General features: G+C 71.5%; 18 protein-coding genes. 10 read left to right on the forward strand and 8 right to left on the reverse strand.

Annotation, left to right across the window (positions count from 1 at the left end; genetic code table 11):
- Positions 1 to 29: 29 nt before the first annotated feature.
- Complete coding sequence (locus ACFYW9_RS19555) at positions 30 to 1,895, reverse strand: AAA family ATPase (protein ID WP_351862564.1); 1,866 nt, start codon at positions 1,893 to 1,895, stop codon at positions 30 to 32.
- Positions 1,896 to 2,362: 467 nt separating this feature from the next.
- On the reverse strand, positions 2,363 to 3,016 hold the full coding sequence (locus ACFYW9_RS19560; RefSeq protein ID WP_389151593.1) for a uridine kinase: 654 nt from the start codon (positions 3,014 to 3,016) through the stop codon (positions 2,363 to 2,365).
- Between the two features lie 230 nt (positions 3,017 to 3,246).
- On the opposite strand from ACFYW9_RS19560, the gene ACFYW9_RS19565 reads away from it, so the two are divergent.
- The 6 genes from ACFYW9_RS19565 (at position 3,247) to ACFYW9_RS19590 (ending at position 9,442) form a co-directional block, all read left to right on the forward strand.
- Positions 3,247 to 4,203, forward strand: coding sequence for a hypothetical protein (locus ACFYW9_RS19565; protein WP_389151596.1), 957 nt, complete (start codon positions 3,247 to 3,249; stop codon positions 4,201 to 4,203).
- A 50-nt stretch (positions 4,204 to 4,253) separates the two neighbouring features.
- Positions 4,254 to 5,795: an amino acid permease gene (locus ACFYW9_RS19570; RefSeq protein ID WP_389151599.1), complete on the forward strand. Its 1,542-nt coding sequence runs from the start codon at positions 4,254 to 4,256 to the stop codon at positions 5,793 to 5,795.
- 198 nt (positions 5,796 to 5,993) lie between these two features.
- Positions 5,994 to 7,346, forward strand: a complete 1,353-nt coding sequence (locus tag ACFYW9_RS19575; RefSeq protein WP_389151602.1) for a peptidase C39 family protein — start codon at positions 5,994 to 5,996, stop codon at positions 7,344 to 7,346.
- 374 nt (positions 7,347 to 7,720) lie between these two features.
- A complete protein-coding gene (locus tag ACFYW9_RS19580) occupies positions 7,721 to 7,867 on the forward strand; it encodes an SCO1431 family membrane protein (RefSeq protein WP_351862569.1) in 147 nt (48 codons plus the stop codon).
- Between the two features lie 135 nt (positions 7,868 to 8,002).
- Positions 8,003 to 8,662: a TetR/AcrR family transcriptional regulator gene (locus tag ACFYW9_RS19585; RefSeq protein WP_351862570.1), complete on the forward strand. Its 660-nt coding sequence runs from the start codon at positions 8,003 to 8,005 to the stop codon at positions 8,660 to 8,662.
- 258 nt (positions 8,663 to 8,920) lie between these two features.
- Complete coding sequence (locus ACFYW9_RS19590) at positions 8,921 to 9,442, forward strand: acyl-CoA dehydrogenase family protein (protein ID WP_389151607.1); 522 nt, start codon at positions 8,921 to 8,923, stop codon at positions 9,440 to 9,442.
- On the opposite strand, the gene ACFYW9_RS19595 is transcribed toward ACFYW9_RS19590, so the two are convergent.
- Positions 9,405 to 9,806 carry a hypothetical protein gene (locus ACFYW9_RS19595; RefSeq protein ID WP_389151610.1) on the reverse strand — a complete coding sequence of 134 codons (402 nt, stop codon included), beginning with the start codon at positions 9,804 to 9,806 and terminating at the stop codon, positions 9,405 to 9,407. The genes ACFYW9_RS19590 and ACFYW9_RS19595 overlap by 38 nt on opposite strands.
- A gap of 369 nt (positions 9,807 to 10,175) precedes the next feature.
- Positions 10,176 to 10,610 carry a hypothetical protein gene (locus ACFYW9_RS19600; protein ID WP_389151613.1) on the reverse strand — a complete coding sequence of 145 codons (435 nt, stop codon included), beginning with the start codon at positions 10,608 to 10,610 and terminating at the stop codon, positions 10,176 to 10,178.
- Between the two features lie 270 nt (positions 10,611 to 10,880).
- On the opposite strand from ACFYW9_RS19600, the gene ACFYW9_RS19605 reads away from it, so the two are divergent.
- The 4 genes from ACFYW9_RS19605 (at position 10,881) to fxsA (ending at position 15,172) form a co-directional block, all read left to right on the forward strand.
- Positions 10,881 to 11,321, forward strand: a complete 441-nt coding sequence (locus ACFYW9_RS19605; RefSeq protein WP_351862572.1) for an Lrp/AsnC family transcriptional regulator — start codon at positions 10,881 to 10,883, stop codon at positions 11,319 to 11,321.
- Between the two features lie 125 nt (positions 11,322 to 11,446).
- A complete protein-coding gene (locus ACFYW9_RS19610) occupies positions 11,447 to 13,063 on the forward strand; it encodes an amidohydrolase (protein ID WP_389151617.1) in 1,617 nt (538 codons plus the stop codon).
- A 540-nt stretch (positions 13,064 to 13,603) separates the two neighbouring features.
- A complete protein-coding gene (locus tag ACFYW9_RS19615) occupies positions 13,604 to 14,398 on the forward strand; it encodes a polyprenol monophosphomannose synthase (protein ID WP_351862574.1) in 795 nt (264 codons plus the stop codon).
- A 210-nt stretch (positions 14,399 to 14,608) separates the two neighbouring features.
- Positions 14,609 to 15,172 carry an FxsA family membrane protein gene (gene fxsA, locus ACFYW9_RS19620; RefSeq protein WP_351862575.1) on the forward strand — a complete coding sequence of 188 codons (564 nt, stop codon included), beginning with the start codon at positions 14,609 to 14,611 and terminating at the stop codon, positions 15,170 to 15,172.
- A gap of 182 nt (positions 15,173 to 15,354) precedes the next feature.
- On the opposite strand, the gene ACFYW9_RS19625 is transcribed toward fxsA, so the two are convergent.
- From ACFYW9_RS19625 to ACFYW9_RS19640, 4 genes are all read right to left on the reverse strand, one after another.
- Positions 15,355 to 15,729, reverse strand: a complete 375-nt coding sequence (locus tag ACFYW9_RS19625; protein WP_003977404.1) for an RNA polymerase-binding protein RbpA — start codon at positions 15,727 to 15,729, stop codon at positions 15,355 to 15,357.
- A 255-nt stretch (positions 15,730 to 15,984) separates the two neighbouring features.
- Positions 15,985 to 17,334 (reverse strand): MFS transporter, encoded by a 1,350-nt coding sequence (locus ACFYW9_RS19630; protein ID WP_389151622.1) that lies wholly within the window; start codon positions 17,332 to 17,334, stop codon positions 15,985 to 15,987.
- A gap of 41 nt (positions 17,335 to 17,375) precedes the next feature.
- Positions 17,376 to 18,143 carry a glycerophosphodiester phosphodiesterase gene (locus ACFYW9_RS19635; protein WP_389151625.1) on the reverse strand — a complete coding sequence of 256 codons (768 nt, stop codon included), beginning with the start codon at positions 18,141 to 18,143 and terminating at the stop codon, positions 17,376 to 17,378.
- Entirely contained in the window at positions 18,140 to 18,862 is a 723-nt protein-coding gene (locus ACFYW9_RS19640) for a hypothetical protein (protein ID WP_351862578.1), read from the reverse strand. Before ACFYW9_RS19640 ends, ACFYW9_RS19635 begins: the two co-directional genes overlap by 4 nt.
- Between the last annotated feature and the right edge of the window lie 26 nt (positions 18,863 to 18,888).

Below are 18,888 nucleotides of genomic sequence, written 5' to 3' on the forward strand. Positions count from 1 at the left end.
CGTACGGCCCCGGCGGGACCGGGGCCTTCTCACATCGCCGACGGATCCTGCGGGCCCCGGCCCGAGAGGACCTCCCCGTAGGCCTGCATGAGGTCGGGCAGACGCAGCGTCGACAGGTCGTCGCGCGACGGTGTGCCGGGGTATCCCGACAGCCGCAGATCGCGGTAGGCGCAGCTCTTCTCGTACAGGGTGCGCAGGAAGCGGCCGTTGCCGAGCTCGTCGATCCAGCCCTGGTCGACGACGTGTCCGGCGATCGAACGAAGCTCGTCCAGCGCCTCCTCGTCCCAGATGTCGCCGTTCTCGGCGGCCAGCACCTCGCCGATGGAGGTCAGTTCGAGGGGGCGGTAGGAGGGGAAGTCCACGCGGCTGGTGAAGCGCGAGGACAGGCCGGGGTTGGCGGCGAGCAGCCGGTCCATGCCCTCGGGGTAGCCGGCGAGGATGACGACCAGGTGGTCCCGGTTGTCCTCGGCCCGCTTCAGCAGCACCTGAAGGGCCTCGTCGCCGTACGCGTCGCCCTTGCCGTAGCCGGAGTTGGACAGGGAGTACGCCTCGTCCACGAACAGGACGCCGCCGATCGCCGAGTCGATGAGCTCGTTGGCCTTCACGGCGGTCTGGCCGAGGTACTCGCCGACCAGGTCGGCTCGCTGGGCCTCGACCAGATGGTCCCCGCCGAGCAGCCCGAGCGCGTAGAACACCCGGCCGAGGATGCGCGCCACCGTGGTCTTGCCGGTGCCGGAGGGGCCGGAGAAGACGAAGTGCCGTTTCGGCGGCTGCACCGGCAGACCCTGCCCGGTGCGCAGCCTGGCCATGTTCAGCTGCGCCGACAGCGCCTTGACCTGACGTTTCACCGGTTCCAGGCCCACCATGCGCTCCAGTTCGGCGAGCGCCTCGTCGAGCAGGGCGGGGTCGGTCGGGCCCGGCGGCATCGGCTGCACCGGGATCACGGCCTTCTCCCGGAAGCCGTCGGTCTGGGGCGGCAGCCCGCCGGGCGGCGACGGATCGGCGTCCGGGAGCCTCAGGTCGCGCCCCTCGGTGCCGAACAGCGCGTCCATGCCGTCCGGGCCCTCCAGCACGTCCTGCCCGATCCCGGCGAGCGTGATCGCCGCGAGGTCGGCGGCGGCGTCGTCGTACCCGTCCCCCTCGGCGATGGCGGCGAGCCGGGCCGAGGTGTCCATGAAGGAGGGGTCGACCCGGTGCACCGCCCGGTACAGGGGCAGTGCGGCGGCGGACCGTCCGGTGCCCTCGTGGGCGCGGGCCAGCCAGTACCGCAGTTCCTTGCGCTGCGGCTGTTCGCTGCGGCAGCGCATCAGCGCGGACGACAGCAGCGGCTCGGCCTGTCCGTACATCTCCAGCCGGACCCGCGCCATGCCGCCGAACAGTCCGGCCTCGATGCCGAGCAGGGCATCGTTGATCAGCGGATCGGTGTGCCGCACCAGCTGTTCCCAGTCCTTGACCAGATAGGCGCGGCACGCGTGCAGGAACCGGACCTGGTGGTCCGCGTCGACCGGCGGAAGTCCGGCCAACGCCCGGTCCAGTTCGGGGACATGACGCCCGTCGAGCCAGTGCGAGGCGTGCGCGAGCAGCAGATCGCGCGGACTCTCCAGCACCGGCTGGACCCACCAGCCCAGCCAGTACCAGGAGTTGAGGGTGCGCCGGTGGCGGGAGCGCTGCTCGCCGAAGCGGTCCCGGTGCCGGAACATCCGCAGCAGCGCGGTCGTCGTGTCCACCCGTAGCGCGTGCAGCCCGAGCCAGCCGTCCGCCATACCGGGGTCCATACGGACCGCGGCGCGGAACTCCTCCTCCGCCTGCGGGTAGGCGCCCATCGTGTAGGCGTCCACACCCCGCAGCCAGGCGAGGTCGGCCGGGGCCTCGGGGCCCTGCGTGCCGAAGTCCATCACGTCCCCCACAAACCGTGCCCCCGATGGTCGGGGAGTGCCTCGCGGATCAGGACATCCCCTTGCCGCCGGGCCGGTGCCCGTCGGCAGCTCTGGTCGAACGACTGTGCTGCGGACGGGAGTTGAAGCGGTGCGGCACAGCAACCGTCCGAAAGTCGCACCGAGAGGCATCGTACCTGCGGTGGACGGGCCTGCCGAAGGGTGCCGCACGGCCCGTTCCACGAGGTGGGAGCATATGGGGCGCACTGCGAACGGTGACCCAGGGTGAGCGAATCACGCCGTGGGGCGTCCGGAAAGAGAGGGTGTGGGCAGAACGAAGCCCCCGATCACGGGGGAACAACCGGGGGCTTCGCGACTGCGGGCGGCTCCCGAAGGGCCGCTGCTTCAGAACGTAAGACCTGTACGGCCCCCTGGTCAAGCAGAGTTGGGGCACTGAGGCAACTTCTCCGGAGTGGGTCTTCACGACTTCAGCACGCTGCGGATGGTCCATCACGGTGCGTGATGAACTGGTCCGGTCCAGCCGTCCCAACAGACCCCGGCAGCACCTCGTATCCCTCTGGACACTGCCGCACCACATGGTCCGCGAACGGTCGCGTGGGGTCCTCGGCGAAGTGCCGGCGCTCGGCGCGGACCCATCCGTCCCAGAACTCGCTCTGCGCCTCCCCGTCCCGTCGCCGTCCCCGCGCCCAGGCCTGCTCGTGGGGCAACTCCATCCACAGCAGTCGCGCGAGCCACGGCCGCAGCGCACGGCGTCCCGCGCCGACGCCCTCCAGGAGCACCACGGGCGCGGCCGGCAGCTCGCACACCGGTCCGAACTCCCGGGTCGTCCAGTCGTAGGGGGCGTAGCGCGCCGGCTCGCCGCGCCCGAACGGCTCGATCACCCCGCTCAGCAGGCGCTCGGTCCAGCCGAAGAGCTCCTCGTGGGTGGCGATGTCGTCGAGGTGCAGGACGGGCGCGCCGCCCAGCGCCGTCGCCAGTCCCCCGGCGAACGTGGTCTTTCCGGAGCCGGCGTGACCGTCCACGCCGACGAGGCGGACGGGCCCGCAGGAGGGCGGCAGCCGGCGCAGTCGTGAGGCGAGGTCGTGAATGGGTTTTCCCGGGGTGAGGTGCGAGGTCGGCACGGTCCTGCGGGACATTCTATCGAGGCGCCCTCCACAGCGGATCCATGGGTTCAGGATGGTGCCGTGTTGAACCATTCATTGAACAATCCTCAAGAACTTCGAGAGCCCGCTCCGAAAATTCCCGGCCCCGCGGAACCAGGTATTTCGGATAGGGCGTTCCGGTACTCGTGGATGCTGAGTAGGGTTCCTGTCGGGGAACGCAAGCGTCGTACGGGGACGGACTGGGGAAGATGGCCGCGGGGTTATTCGAGGGGCAGTATGTGTGGCATCCGGCGGCCGACGACCGCAGACTCGCGAGCGTCTGCACGGACATCAGGGCCGGCCGCTATCTGAGCGCCCACGAAGCTCTGAGGGAGACCCGCTCCGACTACGGATTACGGGCCCATCGATCCCTGGTCCTCGCCTCCGAGGCCGCCGACTCCGATCTCACCGAACGCTGGCTGGCGGAGGAACAGACCCCCGAGGCCGCCCTGATGTGGGCCCGCGTGGCCGTGCTGCGGGCGTTGCGCGCGGCCGACGCCAAGGACGACCGGGCCGAGGCGCTGGAACGCATAGCGCTGACCGCCTGCGACCGGGCCGCGGTGATGGACCGCGCCGATCCCACGCCCTGGGTCGCCCGGCTGTCCATGGCCCGGCTGCACGACCTGCGCGACCCGGCCCCGCAGGGGCTGCTGACCCAGCCTCTCGGCCCCTGGCGCCTGTTCTCGCACGTCCTGCGCCTCGACCCCTGGAACCGTGAGGGCCATCACCGGTTCCTGGCCTTCTTCTTCACGCGCTACGGCGGTTCCGTGAACGCCGCCTGGGACGTCGCCGCCTTCCTGAGCCAGCGCGCCCCCGCCTCCTCGCCCCTTCGGCTGCTGCCGCTGGTGGCCCTGGTGGAGAGCTACAACCCCACGCAGTTGCTGGTCGACCGCACCTGGGAGCAGCCGCAGTGGCGTTCCACGGCGCTCGCGATCTACCAGAACTGGCTGCCGGAGGTGTCCGGATACCGCTTCACGCCGGTGCTCGACCTGGCGTATCTGGCGCACGCGCTCTTCATGGCGCAGCGCGAGTTCGAGGCCCGCGCGGTGTTCATGGCGATGGGGCCGTACGCCTGCCGGATGCCGTGGAGCGTGTTCGGCGAACCCGAGGAGCAGCTCTCCCGCGCCCGCCGCGCCTGCGGCCTGCCCGTGCCGGGGGCCGGCTGACCGGCGGCCCTCCCCGATGTCCTCATCGACCCCCGAGAGAAAGGTCAGCCGTGTCGGAACGAATATCGGCCCCGAGTCGGAGAACCGACGCCGGAAAGAATTCCGCCGCCTTCGACGACGATGCCACGCTTCACGCGATGGGATATCCGAGAAAGCTCACCCGTCGATTCCAGGCATTCGACAACTTCGCGATATCCTTCACGATCATCAACATTATTTCGGGTATTTTCTCGTCCTTCGGTTTCGGATTGAACGCCGGCGGCCCTCGCGTTCTCGTGTTCGGCTGGATCGGCGTCTCCGTGATGGTGCTCTTCATCGGTGCCGCGATGGCGGAAGTCGCCTCCGCCTATCCGACGAGCGGGGCGCTCTATTTCTCCGCCGGCAAGCTCGCCAAGCGGCACAAGGGCGCCTGGTCCTGGTACACGGGGTGGCTGAATTTCGTGGGTCAGGTGGGAGGCACGGCCGCCACCGGATACGCGGCCGCCACCTTCATCCAGGCGTTCGTCGCCCTGCAGTGGGACTCGTACGAGCCGACCGCCCAGCAGACGGTCCTGATCACCGCGGTGATCATCGTGCTCCAGGGTTTGGCCAATACCTACACCGTCCAGCTCGTCGCCGTGCTCAACCGGATCTCCGTGTGGTGGCTGCTGGTCGGGCTCGTCGTGATCGTGAGCACACTCACCGTGATGCCCGACAGCCACCAGTCGGCCTCGTTCGTCACGCATTTCGCGAACAACACCGGTTTCACGAACGGGATTTACGGAGGGATGCTCGGTCTGCTGGTCACCAGCTGGACCTTCACGGGCTTCGACGGCAGCTTCCACATGTCCGAGGAAACGGTGCGGGCCACGGTCAACGCGCCAAAGGGGATCACCCGTTCGATCGCCTATTCGGCGATCGCCGGGCTCATCCTGATGCTTGCCCTTGTGTACAGCATTCACGATTATGACCGGGTCGCCGGATCGTCGGCGCCGCCCGTGCAGATCCTCATCGATGGGCTTGGCATGGGCATGGCTAAGGCCATCCTGCTCGTGGTGATCGGCTCCATGCTGTTCTGCGGGCTGGCCAACCTGACCAGCAACACCCGGCAGATCTTCGCCTTCTCCCGGGACGGCGCGATGCCGGGCTCCCGCTGGTGGCACTCCGTCTCGCCGCGCACCCGTACACCCGTCAAGGCCGTCTGGCTGGCGGTCGCCTGCTCCCTGGTCCTCGTCCTGCCCGGGTGGTGGTCGCACACCGCGTTCACGGCCATCGTCAGCGTCAACGTGGTCGGGCTCTTCCTCGCCTACGCCGTCCCGGTCTTCCTGCGGCTGCGGCTCGGCGACGAGTTCCAGCCCGGCCCCTGGAACCTGGGCCGCTGGAGCAAGCCCGTCGGCTGGGTGGCCGTGACCTGGATCCTCGCCAGCAGCGTGCTCTTCATGCTGCCCCAGGGCTCACCGATCACCGGGGACAACTTCAACTACGCCTCGATCGCCCTGGCCGTGGTGCTGATCGTCGCGACGGTGTGGTGGTTCGCCACGGCACGCCGCCGCTTCCAGGGCCCCGTCAGCTACGGCCGCCCCGACGAGGTCGCCGCCATGGACCTCGTCTGACCGCCCGTCCCCCGGCCCGGCACCCGCCGGGCCGGGGGACGGGGTCGGGGCGCCCCAGGTCATGCCAGTGGTCCCGACCAATATTGGTGGGCGTGGCACGGGCCGAAGTGCTGGCAGAAGTCACCCTCCGGCGTCCATAGTTGGCGCACGACAGAGCATTGGGCCCGCCCGTTCCGGACACCTGGGGGTTCTCCACCGATGAGCAGAGCCGAACAGCCGTCCCGCAGAATCGTCCTGGCCGCCGCGGTGGCCGCGGCGACGGTGGGGGCCGTGGGCCCGCCGGCCGCCGCAGCTCCGGCCCGCCGGACCGGAGCGCCCGGCCGCCTTGTCGACAACCGCGCCTGGACCTCGTACAGCGACTGGCGCGCGGGCGGCGCGCACGGCGCGCGGGCCGTGCCGGGCGTCCGCCCCGGGCTGGTGATCGCGGCCCCGGCCGGCACGACGGACTACACCGACCCGCACACCGGCAGGACCGCCGCCTGGGAGTACGCGACCTGGACCTCGCCGCTCCACCGGCTCGCCGTCCCCTCCACGGAGGTCATCGCCTCCTGGAACGCGCACACCCCGGCCGGCACCTGGCTCCAGGTCGAGCTGACCGGCACCTACTCCGACGGCACGGACACGCCCTGGTACGTGATGGGCCGCTGGGCCTCCGGCGACCAGGACATCAGGCGCACCTCCGTGGACGACCAGACCGACGGCCGCAGCACGATCTGGACGGACACCTTCTCCATCGACGACGCCGCCTCCGGGCTGCGCCTCGTCTCGTACCGGCTGCGCCTGACCCTCTACCGCACCCCGGGTTCCAGGATCACGCCCACCGTGTGGCGCCTCGGCGCGATGGGCTCCGACGTCCCGGACCGCTTCACCGTCCCCGCCTCGGTCCCGGGCCTGGCCCGGGAGCTGAACGTCCCGCGCTACTCGCAGGAGATCCACGCCGGTCAGTACCCCGAGTACGACAACGGCGGCGAGGCCTGGTGCAGCCCCACCTCCTCGCAGATGATCATCGAGTACTGGGGGCGCAGGCCGACCGCCGAGCAACTCGCCTGGGTCGACCCGACGTACACCGACCCACAGGTGTGCCTCGCGGCCCGCTCCACCTACGACTACCAGTACGCCGGATGCGGCAACTGGCCCTTCAACGCCGCCTACGCGGCCACGTACAAGGACCTCCAGGGCGTGGTGACCCGGCTCGGCTCGCTCACCGACCTGGAGACGCTGATCGCCGCCGGCATCCCGGCCATAACGTCCCAGTCGTTCCTCAAGACCGAGCTCACGGGCGCGGGTTACGGCACCTCGGGCCACCTCATGACGGTCATAGGGTTCACCGCGGACGGCGACGTGATCGCCAACGACCCGGCGTCGCCCGGCGACGACGCGGTGCGCAGGATCTACAAGCGCTCCGAGTGGGAGAACATCTGGCTGCGGACCAAGCGCTACAACGCCTCCGGGAAGGTCGTCTCCGGTACCGGCGGGGTCTGCTACCTGTACTTCCCGGCACATCCCTCTCCGCGTCAGCGCAAGGCGCTCGCGGCGGTGGGCATCCGCTGATGTGAGGCGCGGCCCCGCCGGGCGGGCCCGGGCTTGCCCGGACCCCCGCCCGTGGGCGGCCGGAGTCGTTCCGAAGCCCGCCGCGGGGCGGGGGGGGGGGGGGGGGGGGGGGGGGGGGGGGGGCCCCCCGCCCCGCCCCCGCCCCCCCCCCCCCCCCCCCCCCCCCCCCCCCCCCCCCCCGTCCAGGGCGCGGTGTGACGAGACGCACACACGGGCCCGACGGGTGGAATCCGGCGGGATCGGGAGCCGCCGGACCGGCGGAGGTGACCTGGGTCTCTACCGGTGACGGCGGCTCCGGTGGCAAGGTGGTCGGGTCGGTGGGGAGCCGGCAGGAGGCGGGGGACGTCACCGCACCACTACGTCAGCGAGATGCCATGACCGCGAGTTCCGCCACCGCCCCTCGTCTCCGCACCCGTACCGGAGGCCCCGAGGACAACGGCCCGAAGATCCTCGAACACGTCCTGGGCTGGGTCTTCGTGGTGGTGGTGGCGATGCTGGTGACACGGCTCGGTCTGCTCTGAGACGGCGCCGGCGCCAGGGGCCCACGGCGCGCCGCCCCGCATGACGGCCAGGGCGGCGATCGCCCCCGGATGACGGTCGGCACGGTTCTGCCATACTGCGGATGTTCCGTCGGCAGTTGGAGACCAGGGCCGGAATTGAATAATAGTCAACAGCGTGAGATCGACCGCCCCCGAGCGCGGGGCACCGACCGCTCACTGGCGCGCCGCGCCGAACTCATCGCCATCGGGCGGAAGTTGTTCGCCGACACGTCGTACGACGCCCTGTCGATGGACGACATCGCACGGCAGGCTCATGTCGCCAAGGGGCTGATCTACTACTACTTCAAGTCCAAGCGCGGCTATTACCTCGCCATCGTCGAGGACTCGGTCGCGGATCTGGTCTCCCGGGCCGCCGACGGTCGGGATCTCCCTCCGGTGGAGCGGGTCCAGCGCACGATCGACGGCTATCTCCGCTATGCCGAGCACAACCAGGCCGCGTACCGCACGATCATCGCGGGCGGCGTGGGCTTCGACGCCGAAGTGCAGGCGATCCGCGACGGGGTGCGCGAGGCGATCGTCGCGACGATCGCCGAGGGGGCGTACGGCAGGGGCAGGGTCGGACCGCTGCCCCGCATAGCCCTGCTCGGCTGGCTGCACAGCGTGGAGGGGGCCACCCTCGACTGGATCGGCCACCCGGTGCTGCCGCGCGACACCATGCGCGAACTGCTGGTGAAGATGCTGGGGGGCGCGATGCGTGCCGTCGAAGAACTCGATCCCGCGTACGCGGCCCCGCCCGACGCCCGGCGGGACGACTGACGGAACACTATGAGGACTAGACCACCCTGTCAATGGTTTGGACCAATCGACAGGTCTCCTCGGTGACCGGCCGACGACCGGCCGGCATCCGAGCGGATGAGCGGATGGTCCTCCTGTCGGGTGTACTCCCGGCGCCACGGCCGCCGTTCGCCGGGTTCCACGACCGGGACCGGGAGTATCGGCGGGGCCGGGCGAGACCCGGCGCCGTCGCTCCCGGGGGAGCGACGCCGATGTGCCCGACCGGGGAGGAACGTCGCCGTGCCCGATCCCGCCCCGCGGCCGGTGGACCGTCAGCCGCCCACGGACGAGGCCCGGGACCTGATCGCGCTCGTCCGTGACGTGGCGCGCCGCGAGATCGCCCCGGACGCGGCCGAGGAGGAGGACGCCGGGCGCCTTCCGCGCGAGCTCTTCGGACTGCTCTCGGAGTCCGGACTGCTCGGACTGCCGTACGACGTCGCCCACGGTGGCGGCGGCCGGCCGTACGAGGTCCACCTCCAGGTCCTCGAGGAACTCGCCATGGCCCGCCTCACCGTGGGTCTCGGCGTCAGCGTCCACACCCTGGCCTGCCACGCGCCGGCGATGGCGAAACTGCTGTGCGCGGACGGGGCGATGAAGGTCACCACGGACGCCGTCCAGGTCCTGGGCGGGTACGGGTGCACCGCCGACTTCCCGGCCGAGCGGTACCTGTGCGAGGCGAAGGCGCTTCAGATCGTCGAGGGCGCCAACCGGATCCAGCGCATGGTCATCGCACGGCACCCCGTGGGTCCCGGGACGGGCTGAGATCGCCGCGCGGGTCCGCGCTCATGCCGAACTCGTTCCGCGGATCCCGGGACGCGTCGAACCGGCCGTCGCCGCGCGGTTCCCGGCCCGGGGTGAAGCGCTCCTCCCCCCGCGGTTCCGTGAGCGCGCCGAACCGCCCGTACCCGTACATCACCGACGGCGCCGACAGGCGCGCCCACTCGGGGTCGTGGTGGCCCGGCAGTGTGCGGCCGCGATCGGCCCAGGCGCGCATCAGGGCGCGGTAGATGGGCGGATCCTGAGCCGGTGGGGGTGGCGGTGGCGGCGGTACCCAGTGAACCGATTCCGCCGGAGCCGGGACGAGGATCCGGCGGCGGCGCCCGGTCGCGGAAGGTGTGGGGCTCATGCCGGGGCAACGTGCGGGCGGGCGGACAGGTCACCCGCGCGTGGAATCGGGTGTGTGTTCGCGGCGGGACCCCTGCGAGGGCCCCGCGGAAGCGCGCTGTCCGGCCCCCGGCAGGCGTCCGGCCCCGGCAGGCGTCCGGCGCCCGCGTCCGGCGCGTCGTCGATTCCGCTGCGCCCGGGGCGCGTCCTGCCGGGCGACGTGCGGCAGACGATCGTCATGCCGCGCGTCGCCTGCCGCCAGGTGCGCTTCGGCGAGGTGGGCGTCCCCCGGATCCGGACACACTGATCCTGCACCACGGCGGCCTGCGGGCCATGGTGCAGGGCAGCTGCTGGGACGAAGCGGGCGGCACCCGCTGAACGTGCGGAGCGGTCAGGCCGCGCGCCGCATCTCGGAGACCCGCATGGGGACCGAGCCCGGACCGCCCACGTGGGAGAACGGCTGCGTGCGCCAGTCCAGCCCCTGAGGGAGCGTCAACAGGAGGGCGGTGTCCTGCTGCTGGGGTTCCGCGGAGTCGTCCGCGGACCGCGCCTCGGCGGCCGCGCGGCCCGTGCCCGAACAGACGGTGAGCCCGAACGGGTTCCACGGGGAGGCGCACAGGGCGTGCTCCGGCAGGACCTCCTCGTCCGCGAGCAGCGCGATGGGCTGCGCGCAGTCCGGGCAGATCACCCGGTACATCTCGAACGTGTCGTACGCGTCGAACTCGTCACCGTCCAGGTCGTCGGATTCGACGCCCTCCGGCTCGGGTTCGAGAACGGCCTGCTGCCGCTTGGGTGCGGTACGACCAGGGCGCTTAAGACTCTGCATGGGATTCTCCCCCTCGGGTGGGCCGACAAGGCGCTGCGACCTCGACCACAGCAAGCACTTCCCGTCCGGTCTCCGAGGTAATCACGTGAACATCGCCGACCCGGTTGCATTCATGTGTCGTTCGTCACATGCCGTCCGCAGGTGCCCGGCGCCCCGCGGAACTTGGCGGCCGGATGACGCGCGATCGACGCCCGTCCACATCACAAAGCGGGTATGACCTGCGCCGCTGAGGTATCCGGGGGGATCGGCCGCCCTGTAGGTTCTTGCGCCATGGAGGAGCTGGACCGACAGATCGTGCAGCTGCTCGTCGCAGACGGGCGGATGAGTTACACCGACCTGGGCAAGGCCACGGGCCTGTCCACGTCCGCCGTGCACCAGCGGGTGCGCCGTCTCGAGCAGCGCGGCGTCATCCGGGGCTATGGCGCGGTCGTGGACCCGGAGGCCGTCGGGCTGTCCCTGACCGCCTTCATCTCGGTGAAGCCGTTCGACCCCAGCGCCCCCGACGACATCGCCGAACGCCTCGCGGGCGTCCCGGAGATCGAGGCCTGCCACAGTGTTGCGGGCGACGAGAACTACATCCTCAAGGTGCGTGTCTCGACCCCGCACGAACTCGAGGAACTCCTCGGGCGGCTGCGGGCGCTCGCCGGTGTGTCGACGCGTACCACCGTCGTCCTGTCGACTCCGTACGAATCCCGCCCGCCCCGCATCTGAGGGACCGCCGGGACCGGACGCGCGATCACGCGGATCCCTCCGGACGGACGGGCGCACCCGGCCGCCACGCCGTGTCGGCCCCACCCGGGCGACGACCGGCCTCCCGCAGGCGCGAGACTGTTCCCATGAGTGAGAGCACCGCCCCGTCGGACACCGTGCTGCTGCGCGGTGGAGAAGTCCACAGCCCCGCCGACCCCTTCGCCACCGCCATGGTCGTGGAACGGGGGCAAGTCGCCTGGGTCGGTTCGGAAGGCGCGGCCGACGCCTTCGCCGACGGCGTCGACGAGGTCGTCGACCTCGAAGGCGCCCTGGTGACCCCGGCGTTCACCGACGCGCACGTGCACACCACCGCCACCGGACTGGCCCTCACCGGCCTCGACCTGTCCGACGCGCCGTCCTTGGACGCGGCGCTCGCCCTCGTCCGTGATTTCGCCGCCGCCCGTCCGGCCGACCGGGTACTGCTCGGCCACGGCTGGGACGCGGCCCGCTGGCCCGGCGGACGCCCCCCGGCCCGCACCGAACTCGACGCCGCGACCGGCGGACGTCCGCTGTACCTCTCCCGCATCGACGTGCACTCCGCGGTCGCCACCACCGCCCTCCTGGACCTGGTCCCCGGCGTCACGGCGTTCGCCGGGTACGTGCCCGACGGTCCCCTGACCCGTGACGCCCACCACGCCGTGCGCGCGGCGGCGCTCGGCGCGATCGGCGGCGCGCAGCGCACCGCGGCCCAGCGCGCCGCGCTCGCCCACGCCGCCTCGCTCGGCATCGGCTCCGTGCACGAGTGCGCGGGCCCCGAGATCTCCTCCGAGGACGACTTCACCGGACTGCTGCGGCTCGCCGCCGAGGAACCGGGACCGAGGGTCGTCGGCTACTGGGCCGACCGCGATGTCGAGAAGGCACAGGCCCTCGGCGCGATCGGAGCGGCCGGCGACCTGTTCGTCGACGGCTCCCTCGGCTCGCACACCGCCTGTCTGCACGAGCCGTACCTCGACGCGGACCACACGGGCCTCGTCCACCTCGACGCCGACGCCGTCGCGGCCCATGTGGTCGCCTGCACCGAGGCGGGCCTCCAGGCGGGCTTCCACGCCATCGGGGACGCCGCCGTGGCCTCGGTGACCGAGGGCGTCCGCGCCGCCGCCGAGAAGGTCGGCCTGGCCCGTGTGCGCGCCGCCCGGCACCGCGTCGAGCACGCCGAGATGCTCACCCCGGAGACCGTCGCGGGCTTCGCCGAACTCGGCCTCACCGCCTCCGTGCAGCCCGCCTTCGACGCGCTGTGGGGCGGCGAGGACGGCATGTACGCCCAGCGGCTCGGGGCCGAGCGGGCCCGGACGCTCAACCCGTTCGCGGCCCTGCTGCGCGCCGGTGTGCCGCTGGCCTTCGGGTCCGACAGCCCCGTGACCCCGCTCGACCCGTGGGGCACCGTGCGGGCGGCGGCCTTCCACCGCACGCCCGAGCACCGGGTGTCCGTGCGGGCCGCCTTCACGGCCCACACGCGGGGCGGCTGGCGGGCCGTCGGACGCGACGACGCGGGCGTCCTGGTGCCCGGCGCGCCCGCGGACTACGCCGTGTGGCGCACCGGCCATCTCGTGGTGCAGGCCCCCGACGACCGGGTCGCGCGCTGGTCCACCGACCCTCGCTCCGGCACACCCGGACTCCCGGATCTGACCCCTGGCGGCGACCTGCCCGTCTGCCTGCGCACCGTGGTCGGCGGACGGACGGTATTCGTACGCCCCAACGAGTGATGTCCCGGGGTGCCCGGTGCTCTTCCAGGGCCCGGCACCCCGTCGTTCGACCTGCGCATCCTCGGCGTTGACCTGGGCTTTGTCGGAAAAGGTGCAGATCAAGCCAGTGTTGACAGCCTGCCGAGGGAGGCGGGTAGGTTCGGCCGGGTCCACCACCGGACGGCCGACCGGGGAACTCCGCACGGCCTCGCGGCGCCGCTGGGTCAGGGGTGGTGCGCCGCACCGGCGCACCGCCACTGGGAAGCCAGGCCCAGCGTCGGCGCCGCGAGGCGAGGGAACGTTCCGACACGTCGGCAGGTGCGACCCGGGTGGGGCCCGGACGTCCAGTAGACAACGGCTTTCGGTCGATCCGCAGCCAGCGGGTCCCAGGCCGGCCCGAAGGGCGCCGGGCCCCGATCCGAAGGACGCGATTTCCGCTCCGGCGCGTCCGCTCTTACCCGCCTCTTGGCGAATCGACACCCCTGTAGGGCCGCCGCGACGCAATGGCGCAGGCTGGGCGCACTATGGTGGAGCCCTGCGTACGGATACGAAGGGGCAGCAGTGAACGACGGCGACGGGACCCTCGCGGCGGAAGCCCAGGGGAGGCGGTTCGGCCCGCTCGGCACGGCCTTGGTGATCATTCCGACCTATAACGAGGCGGAGAACATCAAGAAGATCGTCGGCCGGGTGCGATCCGCCGTGCCCGAGGCGCACGTTCTGGTGGCGGACGACAACAGCCCCGACGGCACGGGCAAGCTCGCCGACGAGCTGGCCGCCGACGACGAGAACGTCCAGGTCCTCCACCGCAAGGGCAAGGAAGGGCTCGGCGCCGCCTACCTCGCGGGGTTCCGCTGGGGTCTGGAGCACGGGTACGGCGTACTCATCGAGATGGACGCCGACGGGTCGCACCAGCCGGAGGAACTTCCCCGCCTGCTGACCGCGCTCAAGGGCGCCGACCTCGTCCTCGGCTCGCGCTGGGTGCCCGGCGGCCGCGTGGTGAACTGGCCCAAGTCCCGCGAGTTCATCTCGCGCGGCGGCAGCCTGTACTCCCGTGTCCTGCTCGACGTGCCGATCCGGGACGTGACCGGCGGCTACCGCGCCTTCCGCCGCGAGACCCTCGAAGGCCTCGGCCTCGGTGAGGTCGCCTCCCAGGGCTACTGCTTCCAGGTCGATCTGGCCCGCCGCGCGGTGAAGGCGGGCTACCACGTGGTCGAGGTCCCGATCACCTTCGTCGAGCGTGAACTGGGCGATTCCAAGATGAGCCGCGACATCCTCGTGGAGGCGCTGTGGCGCGTCACCACCTGGGGTGTGGGCGAGCGGGTCGGCCGGATCACCGCCCGCCGCAAGCAGTCCTGACACGGTCCGGGCACCAGGCGGGGCTCACCGGTCGGTCCGGGCGACACGACGGGCCCGTGAGCCGCGCCGACGCCCGAGGGGCGCGGCGAGCGGCGGCCGGCCGGCAGTCAGGGGGCGGGCGCGGTGCCACCGGGACGGGGACCGGCGTCCGCCGACGCGGTTGAGCGTCCGCTTATCCCGAATTGAGGCGCGCCCAGGCACACTGGGAGCATGACGACAGGCGTTTCGACCCCCACCCGCCCGCAGCGTTCGCGGCTGCGCACCTTCCTGCCGCTCGGTGTCGCGGTGTGGCTGGTGCTGGAGATCTGGCTGCTGACGCTCGTCGCGCGTGCCACGAGCGGTTTCGTGGTGTTCCTGCTGCTGGTCGCCGGGTTCGTCCTCGGCGCCGTGGTCATCAAGCGGGCCGGCCGCCGTGCCTTCCGGAATCTCTCCCAGACGCTGCAACAGGCGCAGGGCGGTGTCACGCCGACGGGCGGCGACAGCGGCCGGGGCAACGGCCTGACGATGCTCGGCGGCCTGCTCCTGATGATCCCGGGCCTGATCTCCGACGCGATCGGACTGCTCCTGCTGGTCCCGCCGGTCCAGAAGGGCGTCAGCCGCTTCGCGCAGCGCGCCTTCGAGCGCAAGATGCGGCTGGCCGCGCCCGGCACCGTCGGCGACGCCTTTCAGCAGGCCCGTATGCACCGCCCGGACGGCAAGGTGGTCCAGGGCGAGGTCATCAGGGACGACACCCCGCGCGAGCCCGGCGGCACCTACCCGCCCCTGAACCGCTAGCCGACACGCGGTCCGCCGCCCCGGCCCCGGGGACCACACCGCCGGACCCCGGGCCCTCGGCTTCGGGCCCGGACCCATGACGTACCGAATGAGCCGGAACGCACGAGACCGCGAGCCCCGTACCCGAAGTACGGTGCTCGCGGTCTCGGCGTGCGGTGTATGCCGCTCGACCCTCGAAGGGGTCAGGCGGACTTGCGGCTGTCCCGCGGATGCACCGCGATGTTCATCGCGCCGGAGCGAAGAACGGCCAGGCGCTCCTCGAGGACCTCTTCGAGCTCCTCGCGAGTGCGCCGCTCCATCAGCATGTCCCAGTGCGTGCGCGCGGGCTTCGCCTTCTTCTCCTCAGGGCCGTCGCCGTCGACGAGAAGTGCCTGGGCCCCGCAGACCTTGCACTCCCACTCCGGCGGAATTTCGGCCTCCACCGAGAAGGGCATCTCAAAGCGGTGCCCCTTCTCGCATGCGTACTCCACGGCCTGGCGCGGGGCCAGGTCGATGCCGCGGTCCGTCTCATAGCTGGTCACTACGAGGCGTGTGCCGCGAAGAGCTCGCTCACTCATGAATCGTGCCTCCCGGGCTTGTCGCCCACAGGACAGGTGTCGCTGTCGTCGTCATCCGGTCAACGTCCGGTCGGCGGTAAAGATTCCCGTTGTGGGTCATGCGTCGCCGTCGTAGCCGCCCCTTGTTGTACCCACCGTCGCCCGGTTTGTCACATCTGGCATCAGATGTCACCCAACGCTTCAGTATCATTGACGCGCAGTAACGGTACGGCAGGCAGGCCAAACGCGTACACTACCGCTCTTTGGCCCCCGGCGCTAAATCCTCTCGGGTACGGGATTGCCCGCGTCCCGCACCGCCCGGCGCACCGGCACCCGCGCGAGCAGGACGAAGCCGATGACGAAGAAGACCACGAGCGAGATGATCGCGTCCCGATAACTTCCCGTCAGCTGGTAGGTCAGTCCGAACAGCAGCGGGCCGAGCCAGCTCATCCCGCGGTCGCTCATCTCGTACGCGGAGAAGTACTCGGCCTCCTTGCCGCTCGGCACGAGGTGCGAGAACAGGGAGCGCGACAGCGCCTGGCTGCCGCCCAGGACCAGTCCGATGCCCGAGGCGAGGACGAAGAACCACACGGGCGCGCCGGCGGGCAGGAAGTACCCGGCGGCGAGGGTGAGCGTCCAGGCGACGAGTGAGCCCAGGATGGTGCGTTTGGCGCCGTACGTGCGGGCCAGCCGGCCCATGCCCAGCGCGCCCCCGACCGCGAGCACCTGGACCAGGAGTACGGCTGTGATCAGGGTCGACTGACTGAGGCCCAGCTCCTCGGAGCCGTAGACCGAGGCCTGCGAGATGACGGTCTGGATGCCGTCGTTGTAGATGAGGTAGGCGAGCAGGAAGGAGAGCGTGAGCGGCTGGCGGCGCATGTCGCGCACCGTGGCGGCCAGCTGCCGCCATCCGTGTGCGGACGCCTGTCCGGAGGAGGCGGTACGGCGGTCGCGCAGCCGCTTCAGGGGGATGAGCGTGAAGGCGCCCCACCAGACGCCCGCCGAGGCCAGGCAGATGCGCACGGCCGTCGACTCGGACACGCCGAAACTGTCATGGGCCGTGAAGAGGGCCAGGTTCGCGACCAGGACCACGGCACCCGCCGCGTACCCGAAGGCCCAGCCCCGGGAGGAGACGGCGTCGCGTTCCTCGGGCGGGGCGATCTGCGGGAGGTAGGAGTTGTACAGCACCATCGACACGGCCAGCGAGGCGTTCGCGACGATCAGCAGCAGTCCGCCCAGCAGATAGCGGTCGCCGTCCAGGAAGAACATGCCCGTGGTGGCTCCGGCGCCCAGGTAGGCCGCCGTCGCGAGCAGCGGCTTCTTGCGGCCCGTGCGGTCGGCGGCGGCGCCGGCCATCGGCATCACGACGATCGACACGATCACCGAGGCGGAGACCGCGTACGCGAAGAAGGAGCCGGCGCGGACCGGTACCCCCAGCGGGTGGACGAACCCGTCCGCGTCCGCCGCGTGCTTGGCCACCGCCGTCAGATAGGGGCCCAGGAACACGGTGAGCACGCTCGTCGAGTAGACGGAGCAGGCCCAGTCGTAGAAGTACCAGCCGCGCTGTTCTCGCCGGCGCTCCGCGGCCTCCTCGGCCGCCCCCGCCCGCACGGTGTCCGTGCTCACCCGCGCCCTCGCTTCTCCGTGAACGGACCGCGCGAGGAGGCTCAGAACCAGGTGCCCCGGTCTTCCAGGACCTTGCGCAGTGTGTCGATGTGATCGGTCATGATGCCATCGACTCCCAGGTCCAGGAGCCGGTGCATGCGTTCCGATTCGTTCACGGTCCACACGTGCACCTGGAGCCCGCGCGCGTGGGCCGCCCGTACGAAGCGGCGGTCGACCACCGGCACGCCCGACTGCGTCTCGGGGACCTGGGCCGCGACCGCCGAGCGGCGCACCGCCGCGGGCACGCCCCACGAGCGCAGCCGCAGGTTGAGCACTCCCCGGGTGCCGAACGAGGTCGCCAGGCGCGGCCCGGCCAGATGCTGGGCACGGGTCACGCGGGCCTCGGAGAACGAACCGACACAGACGCGGTCCCAGGCGTCGGTGCGGCCGATCAGGTCGAGCAGCGGGACGAGCGCGGGTTCGGCCTTGACGTCGACGTTCCAGCGCGTCTCGGGAAACTCTTCGAGCAGGTCCTCGAAGAGGGGAACCGGTTCCTTGCCCGCCACGCGCGCCTGGCTCACGTCGGCCCAGGGGAGGTCCGCGATCCGGCCCGCGCCGTCGGTCACCCGGTCGAGGGTCGTGTCGTGGAAGGCGACCAGCCTGCCGTCCGCCGTGGCGTGCACGTCGGTCTCGATGTAGCGGTATCCGGTGTTCACCGCCCGCCGGAACTGCGTGAGGGTGTTCTCCAGGCCGTCCGCTGACCCGCCGCGGTGGGCGAAGGGGATCGGACCGGGGTGGTCGAGGTAGGGGTGAAGAGTGCGCGTGCTCACCCGGGCAGTATGGCGCGCTCGGGTTGACCTGGGGCGACAACGGCACTGCGGAGTGGTGCCGGACGGGCGGCGAACACCTTCAGGAAGAGCTGGGCCAGGGGTCCGATGGCGACGGCGTAGAGCACCGTGCCGGCTCCGACCGTGCCGCCGAGCGCGAAGCCCGTCGCGACGACGGCCACTTCGAGGACCGTGCGCACCAGGCGGACGGAGCGGCCCGTACGGCGGTGCAGTCCCGTCATCAGGCCGTCGCGGGGACCCGGACCGAAGCTGGCCGAGATGTACAGGCCCGTGGCCACGCCGTTCAGCGCGACGCCCGCGACCAGCAGCGGAATCCGCAGGGCCAGGGAGTGGGCGTCCGGGACCAGCGCCAGGGTGCCGTCCATGGCCAGGCCGACCATGAAGACGTTGGAGACGGTGCCGAGGCCGGGCCGCTGGCGCAGCGGGATCCACAGGAGCAGCACCGCGGCCCCCACGATGATCGACACGACACCGATCGTCAGACCGGTCAGCTCGGCGAGGCCCTGGTGCAGCACGCCCCACGGTTCGAGGCCGAGACCCGCCTCCACGAGGAGCGCCGAGCTCGCGCCGTACAGGGCGAGCCCGGCGTAGAGCTGGACGAGACGGCGGGGGAGCCGCCCGGACCCGGGAGTCTCGGCGGGTGCGGACTCGGAGCGTGTGGACAAGGGATGCCCCCCGGTGGTGGTAGTGGCCTGGCGCATGACACTCTGTGGCTTGAGAAGTGGCT

The organism is Streptomyces sp. NPDC002698, from assembly GCF_042888945.1.
GTDB lineage: Bacteria > Actinomycetota > Actinomycetes > Streptomycetales > Streptomycetaceae > Streptomyces.

Coding starts and splice junctions, on each gene's coding strand:
- ACFYW9_RS19555 (WP_351862564.1), bottom strand. CDS start 1,895: ATGGACTTCGGCACGCAGGGCCCCGAGGCCCCGGCCGACCTCGCCTGG.
- ACFYW9_RS19565 (WP_389151596.1), top strand. CDS start 3,247: ATGGCCGCGGGGTTATTCGAGGGGCAGTATGTGTGGCATCCGGCGGCC.
- ACFYW9_RS19575 (WP_389151602.1), top strand. CDS start 5,994: ATGAGCAGAGCCGAACAGCCGTCCCGCAGAATCGTCCTGGCCGCCGCG.
- ACFYW9_RS19580 (WP_351862569.1), top strand. CDS start 7,721: ATGACCGCGAGTTCCGCCACCGCCCCTCGTCTCCGCACCCGTACCGGA.
- ACFYW9_RS19595 (WP_389151610.1), bottom strand. CDS start 9,806: ATGAGCCCCACACCTTCCGCGACCGGGCGCCGCCGCCGGATCCTCGTC.
- ACFYW9_RS19600 (WP_389151613.1), bottom strand. CDS start 10,610: ATGCAGAGTCTTAAGCGCCCTGGTCGTACCGCACCCAAGCGGCAGCAG.
- ACFYW9_RS19605 (WP_351862572.1), top strand. CDS start 10,881: ATGGAGGAGCTGGACCGACAGATCGTGCAGCTGCTCGTCGCAGACGGG.
- ACFYW9_RS19610 (WP_389151617.1), top strand. CDS start 11,447: ATGAGTGAGAGCACCGCCCCGTCGGACACCGTGCTGCTGCGCGGTGGA.
- fxsA (WP_351862575.1), top strand. CDS start 14,609: ATGACGACAGGCGTTTCGACCCCCACCCGCCCGCAGCGTTCGCGGCTG.
- ACFYW9_RS19625 (WP_003977404.1), bottom strand. CDS start 15,729: ATGAGTGAGCGAGCTCTTCGCGGCACACGCCTCGTAGTGACCAGCTAT.
- ACFYW9_RS19640 (WP_351862578.1), bottom strand. CDS start 18,862: ATGCGCCAGGCCACTACCACCACCGGGGGGCATCCCTTGTCCACACGC.